This is a genomic window from Noviherbaspirillum sp. (assembly GCF_036846085.1).
GTDB lineage: Bacteria > Pseudomonadota > Gammaproteobacteria > Burkholderiales > Burkholderiaceae_D > Noviherbaspirillum.
The window spans coordinates 21,962-39,148 of the sequence record NZ_DAIUCO010000012.1 but is presented as its reverse complement, the minus strand read 5'-3'; the positions used below and the strand labels follow the sequence as shown (position 1 = coordinate 39,148).

The 17,187-nt window shown below is 63.1% G+C and carries 17 protein-coding genes; 10 read left to right on the top strand and 7 right to left on the bottom strand.

Translation table 11 applies throughout. From position 1 onward, the window contains the following. Positions 1-296 precede the first annotated feature (296 nt). Both V7080_RS02720 and V7080_RS02715 read left to right on the top strand, forming a co-directional pair. On the top strand, positions 297-1,493 hold the full coding sequence (locus V7080_RS02720; RefSeq protein WP_334186859.1) for an iron-containing alcohol dehydrogenase: 1,197 nt from the start codon (positions 297-299) through the stop codon (positions 1,491-1,493). Between the two features lie 86 nt (positions 1,494-1,579). Continuing rightward, a complete protein-coding gene (locus V7080_RS02715) occupies positions 1,580-1,879 on the top strand; it encodes a hypothetical protein (protein ID WP_334186858.1) in 300 nt (99 codons plus the stop codon). Here V7080_RS02715 and V7080_RS02710 read toward each other — a convergent pair. Next, entirely contained in the window at positions 1,876-2,382 is a 507-nt protein-coding gene (locus V7080_RS02710; RefSeq protein WP_334186857.1) for an MgtC/SapB family protein, read from the bottom strand. The two genes, V7080_RS02715 and V7080_RS02710, sit on opposite strands and share 4 nt — an antisense overlap. Before the next feature lie 336 nt (positions 2,383-2,718). Here V7080_RS02710 and V7080_RS02705 point away from each other — a divergent pair, with 336 nt between their 5' ends. Beyond that, positions 2,719-2,952, top strand: coding sequence for a hypothetical protein (locus V7080_RS02705; RefSeq protein ID WP_334186856.1), 234 nt, complete (start codon positions 2,719-2,721; stop codon positions 2,950-2,952). A gap of 138 nt (positions 2,953-3,090) precedes the next feature. On the opposite strand, the gene V7080_RS02700 is transcribed toward V7080_RS02705, so the two are convergent. Together V7080_RS02700 and V7080_RS02695 are read right to left on the bottom strand one after the other, a co-directional pair. Continuing rightward, entirely contained in the window at positions 3,091-3,558 is a 468-nt protein-coding gene (locus V7080_RS02700; RefSeq protein ID WP_334186855.1) for a cyanophycin metabolism-associated DUF1854 family protein, read from the bottom strand. Continuing rightward, positions 3,555-5,852, bottom strand: coding sequence for a cyanophycin metabolism-associated ABC transporter (locus V7080_RS02695; RefSeq protein ID WP_334186854.1), 2,298 nt, complete (start codon positions 5,850-5,852; stop codon positions 3,555-3,557). The genes V7080_RS02700 and V7080_RS02695 overlap by 4 nt, the downstream gene beginning before the upstream one ends. 282 nt (positions 5,853-6,134) lie before the next feature. On the opposite strand from V7080_RS02695, the gene V7080_RS02690 reads away from it, so the two are divergent. Together V7080_RS02690 and cphA are read left to right on the top strand one after the other, a co-directional pair. After that, positions 6,135-8,339 carry a cyanophycin synthetase gene (locus V7080_RS02690; protein WP_334186853.1) on the top strand — a complete coding sequence of 735 codons (2,205 nt, stop codon included), beginning with the start codon at positions 6,135-6,137 and terminating at the stop codon, positions 8,337-8,339. A gap of 201 nt (positions 8,340-8,540) precedes the next feature. Then, positions 8,541-11,108, top strand: coding sequence for a cyanophycin synthetase (gene cphA / locus V7080_RS02685; protein WP_334186852.1), 2,568 nt, complete (start codon positions 8,541-8,543; stop codon positions 11,106-11,108). A 36-nt stretch (positions 11,109-11,144) separates the two neighbouring features. On the opposite strand, the gene V7080_RS02680 is transcribed toward cphA, so the two are convergent. From V7080_RS02680 to V7080_RS02670, 3 genes are read right to left on the bottom strand one after another with little or no spacing between them, the layout of a single operon-like run. Beyond that, positions 11,145-11,696 carry a hypothetical protein gene (locus tag V7080_RS02680; protein ID WP_334186851.1) on the bottom strand — a complete coding sequence of 184 codons (552 nt, stop codon included), beginning with the start codon at positions 11,694-11,696 and terminating at the stop codon, positions 11,145-11,147. 18 nt (positions 11,697-11,714) lie between these two features. After that, the gene (locus V7080_RS02675) at positions 11,715-12,044 is read right to left on the bottom strand and encodes a hypothetical protein (RefSeq protein WP_334186850.1); all 330 of its coding nucleotides are present in this window, start codon (positions 12,042-12,044) and stop codon (positions 11,715-11,717) included. A 42-nt stretch (positions 12,045-12,086) separates the two neighbouring features. Then, a complete protein-coding gene (locus tag V7080_RS02670; RefSeq protein WP_334186849.1) occupies positions 12,087-12,590 on the bottom strand; it encodes a hemerythrin domain-containing protein in 504 nt (167 codons plus the stop codon). A 162-nt stretch (positions 12,591-12,752) separates the two neighbouring features. Between V7080_RS02670 and V7080_RS02665 the strand changes: the two genes are divergently transcribed. The 5 genes from V7080_RS02665 to V7080_RS02645 all read left to right on the top strand — a co-directional run bounded on the left by V7080_RS02665 (position 12,753) and on the right by V7080_RS02645 (position 16,043). Continuing rightward, the gene (locus tag V7080_RS02665; RefSeq protein WP_334186848.1) at positions 12,753-13,649 is read left to right on the top strand and encodes a DMT family transporter; all 897 of its coding nucleotides are present in this window, start codon (positions 12,753-12,755) and stop codon (positions 13,647-13,649) included. A gap of 18 nt (positions 13,650-13,667) precedes the next feature. Continuing rightward, the gene (locus tag V7080_RS02660) at positions 13,668-14,423 is read left to right on the top strand and encodes an SDR family oxidoreductase (RefSeq protein WP_334186847.1); all 756 of its coding nucleotides are present in this window, start codon (positions 13,668-13,670) and stop codon (positions 14,421-14,423) included. 129 nt (positions 14,424-14,552) lie between these two features. After that, complete coding sequence (locus V7080_RS02655; RefSeq protein WP_334186846.1) at positions 14,553-14,981, top strand: DoxX family protein; 429 nt, start codon at positions 14,553-14,555, stop codon at positions 14,979-14,981. 2 nt (positions 14,982-14,983) lie between these two features. Next, a complete protein-coding gene (locus V7080_RS02650) occupies positions 14,984-15,532 on the top strand; it encodes a glutathione peroxidase (RefSeq protein WP_334186845.1) in 549 nt (182 codons plus the stop codon). A gap of 52 nt (positions 15,533-15,584) precedes the next feature. Next, positions 15,585-16,043, top strand: coding sequence for a universal stress protein (locus V7080_RS02645; protein ID WP_334186844.1), 459 nt, complete (start codon positions 15,585-15,587; stop codon positions 16,041-16,043). A 183-nt stretch (positions 16,044-16,226) separates the two neighbouring features. Here V7080_RS02645 and ligD read toward each other — a convergent pair whose 3' ends face one another. Beyond that, complete coding sequence (gene ligD / locus V7080_RS02640; RefSeq protein WP_334186843.1) at positions 16,227-17,162, bottom strand: non-homologous end-joining DNA ligase; 936 nt, start codon at positions 17,160-17,162, stop codon at positions 16,227-16,229. Between the last annotated feature and the right edge of the window lie 25 nt (positions 17,163-17,187).

Here is a 17,187-nt window from a genome sequence, read left to right as displayed (position 1 = left end):
GCTGCAAGCGGATCATGCCGGCGATCGACGCCGCACTGGTGTTGGCGTCGCCGACGATGTCATAACCGCCATTGACCAGCACGCTTTTCAGCAAATCGCGTGAAATCGCATTGTTGTCGAGTACGACTGCTCTGAGCATCGGGACGGATCCTTATCGGTTGCCGGAAAGATAGGCACATTATGCATAAGTCGGCGGCCGGCGGTCGATCGGATCTTTCGACCGCCGCCGGCGCGGCAACACGATTCGGGCATCCGATGTATAAAGTGGGCTGCTTTCACAACCCCCGATACGCATCATGACTGACATTGGCACCTTCTCCGTCGCCCGGTTGCCGGAAATCCGCTTTGGCGACGGTCGCGCGGCCGACATTCCCGATACCGCCGCCCGCTTCGGCGCCAGGGCGCTGCTGGTGACCGGCGGCCGTTCCTTCCTGTCGACGCCGCACTGGCCCGCCTTGCAGGAGGGCCTGCAGAAGCGTGGCGTTAGCTGGGAGCGAATGCAGGTCGATGGCGAGCCGTCACCCGACATGGTGGACCAGGCGGTGCGTCGTTTCCGCGACACCGGCATCAGCGTCGTCGTCGGTATCGGCGGCGGCAGCGTGCTGGATGCGGCCAAGGCGATCGCCGGACTGCTGCCCGGCGGCGATTCGGTCATGGATTACCTCGAAGGTGTCGGGCGCGGCAAGACATACGAAGGACCGTCGCTGCCGTTCATCGCGGTGCCGACGACGGCCGGCACCGGCAGCGAAGCAACCAGGAACGCCGTGCTCAGCGTGCAGGGCAATGACGGCTTCAAGAAATCCTTCCGCCATGATGCGCTGGTGGCCCAGGTGGCGATCGTCGACCCGGCGCTGCTGGAATCCTGTCCGCCGTCGCTGATCGCGGCCAACGGCATGGATGCATTTACCCAGTTGCTGGAATCGTATGTATCCACCAATGCGAGCCCGTTCACCGACGCCCTCGCCTGCTCGGGGCTGCAGGCATTCAGGAATGGTTTCTGGCAGGCCTGGGAAGAGCAGCATCCGCAGCGGCGCGACGGTCTCGCGCGCATCGCCTATGCCTCCCTCATGTCCGGCATCACCCTTGCCCAGGCCGGGCTGGGCTCGGTGCATGGCCTGGCATCGCCGCTGGGTGCGTACTATCCGATGCCGCACGGCGTGGTGTGCGGCACCTTGGTGGCGGAAGCAACCGCCACCAACATTCATGCATTGCGCGCGCGTGATCCGCAATCGCCGGCGCTGAAGAAATATGCCGGTGTCGCAAGGCTGTTGAGCGAGAGTGCCGAACCCGACGATCATGCCGCATGCGATGCGCTGATCGACCTGCTGCGCATCTGGACGGAACAGCTTCGCCTGCCCCGGCTGAATGCATTCGGCATGCGTCATGACGATCTGCCGAAGGTGGTCGCCAACAGCCGCGGCGGCAGCATGCGCACCAATCCGATTGTCCTGAACGACGGTGAACTGACGCAGTTGCTGCTGGCGCGCCTGTGATGTTGTCCGCAGCGAAACAATGCGAGAAATCTCAATATCCGGCCGGCCACGTATCGATAGAATGGCCCATCCAATGGGGAGAAGCGATGGATAAACAGATCCTGGCGCAATTGCGCAGCAAACGTTTTGCCTTGGACGATATCGTGCCGCTGGTGGAAAGCGCCGCCGACGTGATCGAGCGCCTTCAAGCGGAAATCGCCGTCATGCTGCAGGAATTGCGAGAGCGGCCTCCGGCATCGGCTGCAGACCGGGTTGCGCTTCTGGAAGCGTCGCGCTACCGCTACCTGCGCGATGTCGCCGATCCTGCCTGGGTCGCCCGCAACATCGGCTTGCCGCCGCACCTGCTGGATGCGGCCATCGACGCGGCGATGAAAAACCCTAACTAGCGCTCGTCGACCTGCTCATTCGTCGACTTGATCTTCCTCGATCCATGATGCGATAGCAGAAGAATGCATAGCGCGAGGCAGGTGCTGAGTACCGCCGTCGCCTCGCGCCCGACGCCGGCCGAAATGCCGATGGCTGCCGTCAGCCAGACACTGGCCGCAGTGGTCAACCCCTTGACTTCCTTGTCTCCGGATAGCTTGATGATGGCGCCGGCGCCGAGAAATCCGATGCCGGCCACCACACCCTGCAACACCCGGCTCAGGTCGGATATTTCCATCCCCGTTTGCAGCGGCACGAGCACGAAGAGCGCCGACCCGAGCGCCACCAGCATATGGGTGCGCAAGCCCGCTGCGGTGCCGCGCAATTCGCGCTCATACCCGAGCACTGCCCCCAGGATGATGGCAACCGTCAGGCGCACGCATACCTGGGTCACCTGTTCCACATCATTTAGATCGGAAAATTCCTGCTGTATCGTAGCCCATACCACGGCCCGGACTTCATTCATCCACCACTCCCGTCAACGTATTGCCGACCGCGTTTCACATGCCGGACAACATGGGCGAAACATGCTTCGTGAAGATGCTTCACTGCCTGTGGTTCGTTCTTCACGGCAAAGAATTGCAACTGCGCCGGACGTATTTTGTTAAGCACCCTTAACAAATAGCAGATGGATTTCGCTGTCGTTTTCTGTTTGGTCAAACATCGGCAACGAAACAGGCATTTCATGGTCGTGTAAAAAGATGTAAAAGCCGACAAAAAAGCAGTGCCTCCGCGACATTATTCGACCATGACAACGACAGTGCGCCGCACTGCATGACATTGTTATATCGATGGAGCTTGCATGGACATCAGTACCGAAATGATTGACGCCGCTACGGCGAAGGCAGTTGAAGCCGGATTGTTTCCGCGTCGCGCGCTGAAGGAAGAGCACGACGAGGCGAGGGCAATCATGCTCGACATTTTGCAAACAGCATTGAATACGCCCAGGGATGAAAGCGTGACGCGTCCGGTTGCGGCGGCACGGCCTTCGGTGGAAAGGTCGAAGCGGCTGGTGTTGGTCTACGCCCGATCCTGACCGGCCCGGATTCCGCCTGTTGGAGTTCGCTCTTTCAGACGGCGCAGTGTCACCGCGCAAGCGCTCGCAACATCAGGAGCGCCTGACCGCATGACGCATGCGGCACCATCACGGTGCCGCATGCGCCAAACATCCTTTTCAGAGAAACCGGTCCAGCAGCTTGCGACTGGCCTTGTCCAGTTTTTCCAGGTCGCGGACCAAGTACTGCACGCCATGACTGTCTGCGATCAGCAGCGTCGAGTGCGCCACCCTCCGTATATCCTCCTCGCCCTTCAGGATGAAGGTCGCATCACCGCGGTCTGTCTCTACCTGCCAGCGGCTTGGCACCGCAAACGTGGAGACGCTGACGATGCGGCTGATCTGCGGCAGGAATTCCCGGTTCGCCAATTCCTCCTCCAGCAAGTCACGCAGGTCGCTGCGCAGATCGGCCAGCCGGTCGATCCATGCCAGTTCATGGCCGTCCACGGTCACCAGGGAGATGCCCTGGTCGGGAGCGGCGATCGGGAATGCACGCACCGGCACCACGCCCTCGTGCGTCAGACTGCCGTCGGCCGAGGTGAACACCAGTTTGCCGAACGTGTTGCGGGTCAATCGGAAATCAGTCATGCGACACTCTCAGTCCATTCCGGCTGGCCTTCGACCAACCCGGCCGCCTCATCCTCCGCCTGGCGCGCCTGCGCCTGGTAGAGCCGGTAATACGCACCCTGCCGCTCCATCAGTTCATCATGCTGTCCGACTTCCACGATCTGGCCCTTGTCGAGCACGACCAGCCGGTCTGCGCGGCGCAGCGTGGACAGGCGGTGCGCAATCGCAATCGTGGTGCGGCCGCGCACCAGGTTGTCGAGCGCTTTCTGGATTTCCTTTTCGGTCGTGGTGTCGACCGACGAGGTCGCTTCATCGAGGATCAGGAGTTGCGGGTCGATCAGGAGTGCGCGGGCGATCGAGATGCGCTGGCGCTCGCCGCCGGACAGGGTCTGCCCGCGTTCGCCCACCATCGAGTCGTAGCCGTGCGGCAGGCGCAGGATAAATTCATGCGCGTTGGCCGCCCGCGCGGCGGCGATGATTTCCTCGCGCGTCGCGCCCGGCTTGCCATAGGCAATGTTGTCGGCGATGGTGCCGAAAAACAGGAAGGGCTCCTGCAGCACCAGGCCGATATGGCGGCGGTAATCGGCGACGCGCAGCGAACGGATATCGACGCCGTCGACCAGGATGGCGCCTTCCGACACGTCGTAGAAGCGGCAGATCAGGTTCACCAGTGTGCTCTTGCCGGAGCCGCTGTGGCCGACCAGTCCGATCATTTCGCCGGGCTGTATGGTCAGGTCGACACCGCGCAGCACCGCCCGGTTGCCGTACCGGAAACCGATGTCGCGCAAGCGGATGTGTCCCTGCACGCGCTCCATCCGGACCGGGTTCGCCGGTTCGGGCACGCTGGAGACATGATCGAGGATGTCGAAGATGCGCTTGGCACCGGCGGCGGCTTTTTGCGTGACCGACACGATGCGGCTCATCGAGTCGAGGCGGGTGTAGAAACGTCCGATGTAGGCAAGGAAGGCGGTCAGCACGCCAACCGTGATCAGGCCCTGCGAGATCTGCCAGATGCCGACCGCCCAGACGACCAGAAGGCCGATCTCGGTGAGGAAGGTGACGGTGGGCGAGAACAGCGACCATACCTTGTTGACCCGGTCGTTGATGAGCAGGTTGTGCGCATTGGCTTCGCGGAAGCGGGCGGCTTCACGCTTTTCCTGCGCGAACGCCTTCACCACGCGGATGCCGGGAATGGTATCGGCCAGCACGTTGGTGACTTCCGCCCAGACGCGATCGATTTTTTCGAAGCCGTGACGCAGCTTGTCGCGCACCACGTGGATCATCCAGGCGATGAAGGGCAGCGGCAGCAGCGTCACCAGCGCCAGCCAGGGATTGATCGAGATGAGGATCACCGCGGTCATGCCGATCATCAGCACGTCGGTGGCGAAATCCAGCAGGTGCAGCGACAGGAACACGCAGATCCGGTCGGTTTCCGAGCCGATGCGCGTCATCAGGTCGCCGGTGCGCCGGCCGCCGAAATATTCGAGCGACAGCTTCAGCAAATGCTCATAGGTCGTGGTGCGCAGATCGGCGCCGATGCGTTCGGAGACCAGCGCCAGGATGTAGGTGCGCGCCCAGCCGAGCACCCATGCCAGCAAGGCCGCGCCGAACAGGCCGCTCAGGTAGAGCACGACCAGGTTGACGTCGATCGATTGCCCGTTCTGGTAGGGGATGAGCACGTTGTCCATCAACGGCATGGTGAGATAGGGCGGCACCAGCGTGGCGGCGGTCGATGCCAGCGTCAGCAGGAAGCCGAGGATCAGTTGACCCTTGTACGGCCTGGCGAAACGCCACAACCGGAACAGCGTCCAGGTCGACGGCGGCGTGTGCAGTTCGCGTACGCAGATCTGGCATTCCTCCTGATCCGGCGGCAGCGGCGCATGGCAGCTCGGACAGGTTGCATCCGCAGGCGGCACGACCGGACGACCGGCGACAGTCGCCGCGCAGTGCTGCTCGAACTGGCCGATCAGGCGCAACGCGTCGGGATTGTGCCCGAGCGTGTAGCGCCAGGTGGCGAGGCGGCGGGTTTCGTCGTGCAGTTCAAGCGTGCCGACGCCGGCGTGGTCGTGGTGCACCAGCGACAGGTGCGGACGATACTGCCATTCCTGCCAGCCGGGGGCTTCGGCGGTTTTCGCCAGCAGCCTGGAACTTGTTACAACGACAATGCCGGCGGCGAAACGCAGCTGCAGGTCGAGGTCGAGCTCCAGGCAGGCAAGCGCGTGTTCGCCGGGCTGGAGATGCGCTTGCACGTCTGTCTGCCATGAAGCAGGTATGATTTGCCTTTGCGGCGGAACATCGGGAAATTCGGTTTTCATTGAAACGGCTGATGATTTCGAAACGGCAAACAATTCTGTTTGCAAGAAGTTAATTTCGCGTCGCCGTTGGAGGATTCGCTGTGGCGGCAAGTATACCGATTACCGCTCCAAGCAACCGATACAAGCACTTACGATGTTGTTGTTTGCCTGATTTCGATTCCGTAAGATAATTTTTGCAGCCGATCAGTAAACCATCCCGCCGTTGGCGCGTTAAAGACAGACATAACTTCAATCCAAAGCGACTCGTCCTCCACAAGTCCACTCCTCAGCTTCACACGTCAAATGAATAAAAAATCCATTGAGATCATCAATGTGGTCTCCCTGCGCGGGCCGAACATCTGGACTTACCGTCCGGTCCTCGAAGCCTGGGTCGACATCGGTGAGCTCGAAGCGTCGCCGTCCAACACGATTCCCGGATTCTACGAACGCCTAACCGCCTGGCTGCCCTCGCTGGTGGAGCACCGGTGCGGCGTCGGCGAGCGCGGCGGTTTCCTGCAGCGCCTGCGCGAAGGTACCTGGCCGGCGCACATCATGGAACATCTGATGATCGAATTGCAAAACCTGGCCGGCGTCCAGACCGGGTTCGGCAAGGCACGCGAAACCTCCACGCCCGGCGTCTACAAGGTGGCGGTGCGGGCACGGTACGAAGAAGTCAGCCGCGCCGCCCTGGTAATGGCGCGCGACATGGTGATGGCCGGCATCGAGGACCGGCCTTTCGACGTCGACGCCGCGGTCAGCCGGTTGCGCGATATCGCCGAGTCCGTCAGCCTCGGGCCGAGCACGGCCTGCATCGTCGATGCCGCCGCCGACCGCGGCATTCCCGCCCTTCGCCTCAACAGCGGCAACCTGGTGCAGCTCGGTTACGGCGCCCGCCAGCACCGCATCTGGACTGCGGAGACTGACCAGACCAGCGCCATCGCCGAAAGCATTTCCAGTGATAAAGACCTGACCAAGAGCCTGTTGCGTTCCTGCGGCGTACCGGTGCCGGAAGGCCGCATCGTGTCGGATATCGATGATGCCTGGGAGGCGACGCAGGATATTGGTGTGCCGGTGGTAGTGAAACCGTCCGACGGCAACCATGGCCGCGGCGTATCGACCAACCTGACGACGCGGGAAGAAATCGAGGCGGCCTACCGGCTGGCCGAGGAAGAAGGCAGCGAAGTCATCGTCGAGCGCTTCATTCCCGGCGACGAACACCGGCTGCTGGTGGTAGGCGGCAAGATGGTGGCGGCGGCGCGCGGCGAAATCGCCACGGTGACGGGCGACGGCGTGTCGACCATTCTTCAGTTGATCGACACCCAGATCAATACCGATCCGCGCCGCGGTACCACCGAGGAATTCCCGCTGAATCTCGTGTTGATCGATGAGGACCCGGCAGTGTTGCTGGAACTGACACGCCAGGGATTGACGCCGGATACCGTGCTGGAAGCCGGCAAGCAGATTCTTGTGCAGCGCAACGGAAATGTTGCTTTCGATGTGACTCCCCTCGTTCATCCGAGCGTGGCCGCCGCCGCGGCACTGGCGGCCCGCATCGTTGGACTGGACATCGCCGGCGTCGACCTGGTGGCCGAAGATATCTCGCGCCCGCTGGATGAGCAGGGCGGCGCGATCGTCGAAGTCAATGCCGGTCCGGGTCTGCTGATGCACCTGAAACCGGCCGACGGCGAGCCGCGCCCGGTCGGCGAGGCGATCGTCAACCATTTGTTCCCTGGCGAAGACAACGGCCGCATTCCGGTCGTCGGCATCACCGGCAGCCGCGGCAAGACCATGGTGGCGCACCTGGTGGCCCGCCTGCTGCATCTGCACGGCGCGCATGTCGGTCTGGCCTGCAGCGACGGATTCTTTTTGCGCGGCCGGCAGGTCGAGCGCAGCGACGGCGCCAACTGGCAGACGGCGCGCCGCATCATGATGAATCGCGCAATCAATGCCGCGGTCGTCGAGACCGGGTTTCGCGCCATCCTCGCCGAAGGTCTCGGCTACGACCGCTGCCAAGTCGGCGTCGTCACCAATATCGATCCGAAAGCGAGCCTGCCAGACTGGCATATCGACGATGCCGACCAGATGGCCGGCAAGGTCGTCCGCACCCAGGTCGACGTGGTGCTTCCCGAAGGCGTGGCGGTGCTCAACGCGGCGGATGCGCGGGTGGCCGCGCTGGCTTCGCTGTGCGACGGCGGCGTGATCTTCTTCAGCCTGTCGTCCGAAATCCCGGTGGTCGCGGCGCACAGGGCGGAAGGCGGCCGCGCGGTGTTCGTGCGCCACGGCGGCATCGTCCTGGCAGCCGGCGCGGCGGAAGTGCCGCTGATCGACCTGGCGGAAATCGGCGCCATCGCCGCCGCGAAACCGGCGCGCCGGGCTCACATGACCGAAAACATGCTGGCCGCGGTCGGTGCGGCGTGGGCTTTGGGCATTGCGGCGGAACTGATTCGGGCGGGGGTCAAGAGCGTCGAGTTCGACGGCGTCACTGCGGAGGCGGTGGCGGCGGCTTGATCCGCGCATACATTGACCAGGCATGAAGGTGAAGCCGGGATAGAAAAAGCTTCCTCACCCATTCAGGGTGCCCGGCGAGGCGGGATGCGCAGCGCATATCGCCGCCTAACAAAACAAACCAGCAAAGTAAAAGAAGACGCCCAAGCGGCGGGACTACGGCGATAGCCGCCCGTTCAGGCGCGCAACAGAGGACACAAGTTCATGGAAATCACACGCATCCGGGCTCTTCGCGGACCCAATCTCTGGAGCCGGCACACCTCGATCGAGGCGATCGTGACCTGCACCGACGACGAACGGGACATCGCGCGCCTGCCGGATTTCGAAACGCGGCTCCGCGCCCGCTTTCCGGAGATCCGCTTCCTGGAGCCGTCCAGCCCCGACCATCCGTTTTCGCTGGCCCATGTGCTTGAATCGGCGGCACTCGGGCTGCAGGCGCAGGCCGGATGCCCGGTGACCTTCAGCCGCGTGGTGGAGACGGTCGACCGCGGCACCTACCAGGTCGTGGTCGAATACACCGAAGAAGCGGTCGGCCGCCTGGCGTTCGAGTTCGCCGACGCGCTGATCCGCAATGCGCTGGAAAACACGCCATTCGAACTGGAACCGGCATTGCACCGGTTGCGGTCGCTGGACGAGGATGTGCGGCTCGGCCCGAGCACCGGCGCCATCGTGCAGGCGGCGGTCGCGCGCGGCATTCCCTACCGGCGGCTGACCGAAGGCAGCATGGTGCAGTTCGGCTGGGGCAGCAAGCAGCGCCGCATCCAGGCGGCGGAAACCTGCAGGACCAGTGCCATCGCGGAATCGATCGCGCAGGACAAGGACCTGACCAAGGAATTGCTGCACGCGGCCGGCGTGCCGGTGCCGCACGGCAAGTCGGTGACGACGCCGGACGAAGCCTGGCAAGCCGCGCAGGAGATCGGCGGGCCGGTGGTGGTGAAGCCGCGCGACGGCAACCAGGGCAAGGGCGTCGCGGTCAACATCCGGACCCGGGACGAAGTGGAAGCCGCGTTCGCGGTCGCATCCGCCATCTGCTCCGACGTGATCGTCGAACGCTTCATCAGCGGCCATGATTTCCGCCTGCTGGTGGTCGGCGACCAGCTGGTCGCCGCCGCCCGGCGCGCACCGCCGCAGGTCGTCGGCGACGGGCAGCACACCATCGGCGAGCTGATCCAGCAGGTCAACCGCGACCCGCGCCGCGGCGAAGGCCATGCCACCTCGCTGACCAAGATCCGTCTCGACGATATCGCGCTCGCCACCCTGGCCAAGCATGGCTACACCGTCGACAGTATCCCGGCCAAGGGCACGCTGGTGGCATTGCGCAACAATGCCAACCTGTCCACCGGCGGCACGGCGACCGATGTCACCGATGACGTGCATCCGGAGATGGCGGCGCGCGCGGTGGAAGCGGCGCAAACCGTCGGACTCGATATCTGCGGCGTCGACCTGGTATGCGAAACCGTCATCCTGCCGCTGGAAGAGCAGGGCGGCGGCATCGTCGAAGTCAATGCCGCACCCGGCCTGCGCATGCACCTGCAGCCGTCCTACGGCAAGGGACGGCCGGTGGGCGAGGCCATCATCGCCAACATGTTCGCCAACGGCGACGATGGCCGCATCCCCGTGGTGGCGGTTACCGGCACCAACGGCAAGACGACCACCGCAAGGCTGATCGCCCATATCCTCGAAAAGAACAAGTACCGTGTCGGCCTGACCAGCACCGACGGCGTCTATGTCAACCACCAGCGCATCGATACCGGCGATTGCAGCGGACCGCGCAGCGCGCGCAACGTGCTGCTGCACCCGGACGTCGACGCGGCGGTCTTCGAAACCGCGCGCGGCGGCATCCTGCGTGAAGGCCTCGGCTTCGACCGCTGCGATGTCGCGGTAGTGACCAACATCGGCGTCGGCGATCATCTCGGACTGAATTACATCAACACCGTGGAAGACCTCGCCGTGCTCAAGCGGGTGGTGGTGCACAACGTCGCGCCGAAAGGCATGGCGGTGCTGAATGCGGCCGATCCGATGGTGGTCGACATGGCGCCGTCCTGCCCCGGCTCGATCACCTTCTTCGCCCGCGACCGCCATCACCCGGTCATCTCCACCCAGCAGGCGCAAGGCCGCCGCGTGCTGTACGTCGACGGCAACGTGATCGTCGCGTCGGTCGGTCGGCGCGAGTATCGCGTGGCGCTGGCCGACATCCCCATCACCCATAACGGCGCGATCGGTTTCCAGGTCGAGAACGTGATGGCGGCCATCGGTGCCGCTTGGGCGCTCGGCATTTCCTGGGAAACCATACGCGCAGGGCTGGCGACGTTCGTCAGCGACGTGCGCAGCGCGCCGGGCAGGTTCAACCTCTTTTCCTATCGCGGCGCCACCGTCATCGCCGACTACGGCCACAACCCCGATGCGATCGAAGCATTGGTGCGAGCCATCGACAGCGTGCCGGCCCACCGCCGCTCGGTCGTCATCAGCGGCGCCGGCGACCGGCGCGATATCGACCTGACCCGGCAGACGGAGATCCTCGGCGATGCATTCGATGAAGTGATCCTGTATGAGGACCAATGCCAGCGCGGCCGCGCCGACGGCGAAGTGATCGGCCTGCTGCGCGAAGGACTCAGCCATGCATCGCGCACCACGTCGATCAAGGAAATCCAGGGTGAATTCAAGGCCATCGACACGGCACTGGCCGGCCTGGCGCCGGGCGATTTGTGCCTGGTGCTGATCGACCAGATCGATGAAGCGCTGGCTTATATTTCACAGCGGGTGGCACAGTAAGGAAGCCGGTCAAACCGGACGCGGCGAGATGGGCTGTTATTCAGCGGCGCCTGATTTTCGCCGGGTCACCCGCTCCTTGATCGCTTCCACTTTCGGCTCGTCGCTCAAATTGTTGATCACCGCGCCGTAATTCGCCTTTCCGCGGATCGTCCGTGCACGGTTGGCGACTTCGAAGTCAATGGTGTAGGCGACGAATACCCGGTCCTTCGACATCGGGTCGGGATTGATGTACGAGATTTCCGATACCTGGTAGCTGCGGTGCGGCCAGTGCTTCACATAGCGTTCGACGTCGCGGCGGATCGCATTCTTGCCGACCACGCCCTGCTCATAGTATTCCGCTTCCTCGGTGAACAATGCGGCCTGTTCGGCGGGCGATTTGTCGGCATCGACGAAACGATCGAGAAACGTCCGCACCTTCTTTTCGGTTTCCGGACTGACCGGCGTACCAGCCGCGGGCGGCTCGGCTCCGAGCGCCATGTCATTCACCGGCCGCATGCTGGGCGCGGTGGTGGAAAGCGACTGGTGCGGCGGCCAGGCTTGGGCCGCCGCCGATAAGGACATCAACAGGCAGAAGAATGCGCGGTGCATGATTCGATTGCCGCAGCCTTACTGCGCCGGCTTCTTCGATTTATCCTGCATGCGCTTTTCCTGCAAATCTTCGCGCCGTTTCCGGTCGATATCGCCGGTGGCCTCGTTGATTTCCGGATCGATCCGCGCTGTCGGCGTCTTGATCATCTCGCCGGCGGTGCCGGTCCTCGGTGGCTCCACCACCATGCCGGACTTGCCTCCGGACGACATCGACGAGTCCGGCGCGCTGCGCATGCCGGGTTCGGACGGTGTCGGCAGCGAGGAGCCGGGTTTGGCCGGCATGCCGGTCTGCGCATGGGCCGCGACGGCAAAACATGCCGCAACCGCACTGATCACTAAGGGTTTCATCATTGCTCCTTTCGATGCATCAGGCGCATGCGCACCCGCATCCTAGTCGAGCGGTGCCGCGGAACCGGTCTCATTGGCCACCGCTTCTCGCGGATCGCCGCGGCGATCGAGGTTGTTCTGCAAGGCCAGCATTTCGCGGCCGAGCGCTTCGCGCTGCTCCTGGCTCATCAGCTTCGGCACTTCCGGGAAAAGATGCTCTTCCTCTTCCTTGTGGTGGTGCTCCGCCTGCTCCGTCAGCACCTGCAATTTCGCTTCGAAGGTCTTATCCTCCGGGTCCATGTCCACCAGGTCGGCCAGCAGACGCTTCAGCGACAGATGTTCCTCCAGCGATTCCAGCAGGCGGTCTTCGTTGCGGGCGGCCTTGACCGCCGGGTAGAACAGCTCCTCCTCTGACTTGATGTGCGTCGCCAGATGATCGCCGGCTTCGGCGAACAGAGTCTTCTTCTCCTCCTGATTGTCGCTTTCCGCGACTCTCTTCAGCAGCGCCTCCATGGCACGGTGCTGGGAAACGAGCAATTCGACGGCATCAATACTTTTTTCAGTCATCACTTTTTCTCCGGATAGATATGTCGAAATACAAAAGTTAGAGACCGGGCATGTCCACTGGTTCAGAACAAAATCGGCTTTCTGCCCGTCTGTATCTCCCGGGAAATGCAAATCGCCGCCACCGCTTACAATAGCCGCTCGCCTCTACATGGAAGAATAACGATGATGGAACGCAAGCCGCTTGATGCATCCGCGATTGCCTTGATGTTGGGTCTGTGCGTGTTCTGGGGTTTGCAGCAGGTTGCGGTCAAACTTGCCTTGCCGCACATGGGTGCGATCATGCAGATCGGCCTTCGCTCGGCAATTGCCGCGATGCTGGTTTGCATCGTGATCTGGTGGCGCGGCGGCGCTTCATTGACAGCCGGAACCTTGCGCGCCGGCATGACCGCCGGCACGCTGTTCGCCATCGAGTTTCTTTGTGTTGCCGCGGGCCTGGAATTCACCACCGCCTCGCACATGTCGGTATTTCTCTACACCGCGCCGGTCTTCACCGTATTGGGATTGCATTGGCTGGTGCCGGGTGAACGTCTGGGACCTGTGCAATGGACCGGCGTGCTGGCGGCATTCGCCGGCATTGCCGTGGCGTTTTCCGGCGGCTTTGCCGAACAGGGAAGGGACTGGGCGCACATGCTGATTGGCGACGCCCTCGGCGTCATGGGCGGCGCATTCTGGGGCGCCACCACCGTATGGATTCGACGCTCCGCGCTGTCGGAAGCGCCACCCACCGCCACCCTGCTTTACCAGCTCGGCGTCTGCGGCGTCGTGATGACGGGCGTGGCACTCGCGCTTGGGCAGGGTGCTTCCGTCTCCATGACCGGCGTGGTCTGGGCAAGCCTGTTTTTCCAGTCGGTGATCATCGCGTTTCTCAGCTTCCTGCTATGGTTCTGGATGCTGCGCCGTTACCTGGCGTCGCGCCTGACCGTCTTTTCCTTCATGACGCCGCTGTTCGGTGTCGGCTTCGGCGTGCTGCTGCTCAACGATCCGATTGACGCCCGTTTCGCGGCCGGCGCGGCTTTGGTGATGACGGGCGTGGTCCTGGTCAACATCCGTCGCACATAATTCTTCAAGGAGACATGAATGGCTTCGAGCAATATCGCGCTGGTTACCGGCGCCGGTTCGGGTATCGGCAGGCATGTGGCGCTTGCCTTGCTGAAGGAAGGCTATGCGGTCGTGCTGGCCGGCAGGCGCAGGGACGCGCTGGAACAAACCGCGCAGCAGGGCGATCCGGCGGGTGAACGCACTTTGGTCCTGCCCACCGATGTCAGCGACCCGGCATCGGTGAAAGCGCTGTTCGCCGCCACCCGTGATACCTATGGCCGGCTCGACCTGCTGTTCAACAATGCCGGCGTATTCGCCGCGCCCGTATCGCTGGAGGAACTCCCCTACGAGCAATGGAAGGCGGCGGTCGACATCAACCTTTCCGGCGTCTTCCTGTGTACCCAGGAGGCGTTCCGGCTGATGAAGGACCAGCAGCCGCGCGGCGGGCGCATCATCAACAACGGGTCGATCTCCGCCCATGCACCGCGTCCGCATTCCTCGGCCTATACTGCAACCAAGCACGCGGTTACCGGGCTCACGAAAGCGACCTCCCTCGACGGCCGCAAATACGACATCGCCTGCGGGCAAATCGACATCGGGAATGCATCGACCGACATGACGGCCAGAATGGGACGCGGCATTTTGCAAGCCAATGGCAGCATCGAGCCGGAACCGACGATGCACGTCGACCATGTCTCCCGCGCGGTGCTGTACATGGCCAGCCTGCCGCTGGACGCCAATGTGCAGTTCATGACGGTGATGGCGACGAAAATGCCGTTCATCGGCAGGGGATGACCGGAAAATCGGCGCCGGCTTGATCTATGTCCGTATGCGGCGGTGCGGCTTGCAGAACTATCAACACACATTCTAAGATAGCGGCTGACCCGACCAACAGGGCAATCCAACCCTACATAGGAGCCTCTCATGGTGGCAAGGACATTCGGCAGTTCAGGCGCTTCGGACGATTTGGGCAAGTTGATTCTGCGGGTAGTGCTGGCGGTATTGCTGCTGTTCCACGGCGTTTCGAAGATCTTCGGGGGTGTCGGTTTCATCACCGGGATGGTCGCCAAGGCGGGCCTGCCGGCGGAACTCGGCTACCTGGTGTACGTCGGCGAAGTGATCGCGCCGCTCCTTATTCTGTTTGGCGTGTGGACCAGGCCGGCTGCGCTGGTCGTCGCAATCAACATGGTGGTCGCCATACTGCTGGTGCATCGCGGCGAGCTGATGAGCATGACCAAGACCGGCGGCTGGGCACTCGAACTGCAAGGTTTCTACCTCGCTTCCGCCATCGCGGTGGCACTGCTCGGCGCGGGCCGCTACAGCATCGGCGGCGCGTCGGGACGATGGAACTGATCATGAAAAAGCATGTTCTCCTGCTCGCACTGTCAGCCAGCCTCAGCGGCGTGGCGCATGCGCAGGCCGCCTGCCCGGCGCTGCTGGACCAGCGTTTCAACCGGCTGCAGGATGAAGCGCCGCAGCATCTATGCCAGTACGCGGGCAAGGTGCTGCTGGTGGTCAATACCGCGAGCTATTGCGGCTTCACCAGCCAGTACGAAGGCCTGGAAAAATTGCATGCGAAGTACGGCCCGAAAGGGCTGGTGGTGCTGGGCTTCCCCTCCAATGACTTCGGCAACCAGGAACCTGGCAACAGCAAGGACATCGCGAACCTCTGCTTCAATACTTACGGCGTCAAGTTCCCGATGTTCTCCAAGACATCCGTCACCGGTCCGGCCGCCAACCCCTTGCACGCCGCCCTGGCGAAGGAAACCGGCACGGCGCCGAAATGGAATTTTCACAAGTACCTGATCGACCGCAACGGCAAGGTTGCCGGTCATTACGCCAGCCGTGTCACGCCGGACGATAAAGGCCTTGCGGCCGATATCGAAAAGGTGTTGGCCAGGTAGGACGCACATTCGAAGGTGTTGTCGCTGTTCCATCGCTGATAAGGAGGAAACCATGTACCGCAAAATCCTGGTTGCATATAACGGCACGCCCGAAAGCCGCTATGCCCTGCAAGAGTGCATCCGCCTGTCGCCCGGCCCGTCGGCCGAGATTCATCTGCTGGCGGTCGTGATGCCGCAGCCGGTATTGCTGGCAGGCGAGTTCGTGGCTGCGGCGGTGCTTAATGTCGAGGAGGAGCAGGCCGAACGCAAGGCGATGGAATTGGTGCTGGCGACCGGAAAGGAACTGCTGATGGAAGCCGGCCTGAAAGTCACTACCCATCTGGAAGTGGGCGAGCCGATTACCGTGATCGCCAACATGGTCAACCGGGCCGGCATCGATCTCGTGATCCTCGGCCACTCCCGTCACAAGCCATTCTCGCTGCGCTGGTGGCGCGGATCGACCGATGCGCTGCTGGTGGAGAAGGTGCGCTGCAGCCTGCTGGTGGCGGCCGACCCGCAACGGGCGGCGTAGGGCGCGGGACCGTAGGGGCCGTGGCCGCCGGAAGCAGCCTGGATATTCCGCTGCGGCATTATCCTGCGATCACGTTGAATTCGTGCGTAAGGCCTTTACCGCGAAGACCAGTCACCGTCCGGACGATGCACGTCGATCAACCGCATCGGCGCGCATCGCCTGCCGCGTGGCGCACGAGGTTCCCTACATGCCGAGCTGCTTCTTCATCGACACGGACAATCGCTGCCGCGTGTTGAAGTAGTCCTCCCACGGGTCCCGCGCGAGGCCGGCGAGCCGATCCGGCAGGGTGCCGATATGCCACATCGCTGCGCTTGTAACATGGTTCAGCTCGTCCCATGCGAGCGGCGTCGCCACCGGCAGTCCCGGTCGTGCGCGCACCGAGTACGGCGCGACGGTGCTGGCATGGCGCTGGTTGCGCAGATAGTCGATATAGATTTTTCCGCCCCGGTTTTCATTGCCCATGATCGCGGTGAATTCTTGCGGCTGCGTGTCGGCAAGATGCCGGGCGACCGCCCTGGAAAAATCGGTCACTGCGTCCCAGTCATGCCGGCGCGCCAGCGGCACCACCAGATGCAAGCCCTTGCCACCGCTGGTCTTCAGGAAGCTCCGCAGGCCAAGTTCGTCCAGCAGCGCCCTCGTTTGCCGCGCACCCTTCACGATCGCGCTCCATGGCAGTTCGGGGCCCGGATCGAGGTCGAACACCATGCAGTCGGGCCGGTCGATGCGGTCGGCGGTTGCGCTGCAGACATGCAGTTCAATGCAGCCTATCTGCGCGACGCCCGCCAGCGCATGAGCGGATTCCACCGCCATCAGCGGCGCATGATCGGGATCGAGCGAACGATCGAAAAGGCGCATGCCCGGGATGGACATGCGCCCGCGATGCTTCTGAAAAAACCGCTCGCCATCGATGCCCTCCGGCGCACGCAGCAGATAGACCGGCCGGTTGCGCAGGAAAGGCAGGATATGTGGCGCCGCGCATGCGTAATAGCGCGCCAGATCCAGCTTGGTCGCCCCGCTTGCCGCGTCGATGACGCGCTCCGGATGGGTGATCGTCACCGCTTCCACCCGGTTTAGTGCCGGCGTCCCGGCCGGCCTCTTCTGATGCGTCGACAGGTGCATGGCTCTGTCCTCATATCGATATGGC